The following is a 1,039-nucleotide window of genomic DNA, read 5'->3' as shown; positions in this document are numbered from 1 at the left end:
GATCAGCCCCGGCATCGTGCACGTACGACAGTCACGGCAACCCATCGTGTCCCCCCTCAGAGATCGAGCGCCACAGAGTACGCACGGAGATTCCGGTCGTCACCGGCCCGTACAAGCCCGGGACTTGATCGGAACACACCCGTCACAGACGGGCACACTGGGGGAGAGGGGAGTTCCGTTCCAACCCAAGGAGGTGATGAGCACTGTGCCAAAGCGCCAGAAGCCTCGCGGCTTCGCTTCCAAGGCACAGTGGTTAGGCGATACTTCTTCGCCAACCCGCGACTGAGGGCCCGCTTCGCCCACCAGAAGGCCCACGCCACGAAGGGCGGGCCCGTGGCCCGCTACCGCCGTCTACCGATGCGCAAGGGCGTCCGACGCCGCTGAACCGCGCAAGCCCCCGCCCACCCACTCGCTCAGTCCAGCCTGAACAAACCCCAGACGACCAAGCCGGACACGGCCAAAGCCGCCACACCGATGGCCACCGTGAGAGCTGCTGTGGTGACGAAGTCCCGCAAGCTCACGCCTCGTCCCACCACTCCAGGCCCGGAACGAGCCGGATCCCGTCGAACTCCTCGGCAGGCTTGAAGAACCCGCAGCCCGGGACCTCGCACTTCCAGCCCAGCCGCATCGGATCCTTCACCAGCAGATGCTGATGCTCATCCGCCCACTCACCAAGCAGCGGACCGTATGCGAAGACCATGCTGTCCAGTCGGAGATTCACGACTGCCCTCCCTCGCACCGGTGCACGCGGTACAGGACCTGCCCGCCCCACGTCTCCACCGTCTGCGTATCGCCCCGGCAGTCCTTCACCAGGCACGCCCGGCTGGCCCGCCTGACCGGCCGCCGCGGTTCCTCATCTGTGAGGCCCAGCTCCCGCTCGAGACGCTCGATCCTCGCGTAGTCGGGGCGCGGCCGATCAGGCATCAGACGATCCACCACAATCCATGGCGCCCGAGTGAAGAGTGGCGCACCCGGCTGGCGCCCTACCCAGGTGAAGAACAATGCGCAACCGGCGCTGAACACCCACACCACAACAGGG

General features: G+C 66.5%; 2 protein-coding genes. Both read right to left on the bottom strand.

Going from position 1 to position 1,039, the window contains the following annotated elements:
- Nucleotides 1-517: 517 nt before the first annotated feature.
- Complete coding sequence (locus tag BG482_RS39865) at nt 518-721, bottom strand: hypothetical protein (protein ID WP_069740720.1); 204 nt, start codon at nt 719-721, stop codon at nt 518-520.
- Nucleotides 718-1,039, bottom strand: a 322-nt coding sequence (locus BG482_RS44635) for a hypothetical protein (protein ID WP_218108816.1), incomplete at its 5' end; no start/stop codon positions are given. The genes BG482_RS44635 and BG482_RS39865, both read right to left, overlap by 4 nt.

Source organism: Streptomyces sp. LUP30 (assembly GCF_001746365.1).
Lineage (GTDB): Bacteria > Actinomycetota > Actinomycetes > Streptomycetales > Streptomycetaceae > Streptomyces.
The sequence above is the reverse complement of the archived record's forward strand: the minus strand, read 5'-3'. Positions and strand labels throughout refer to the sequence as shown.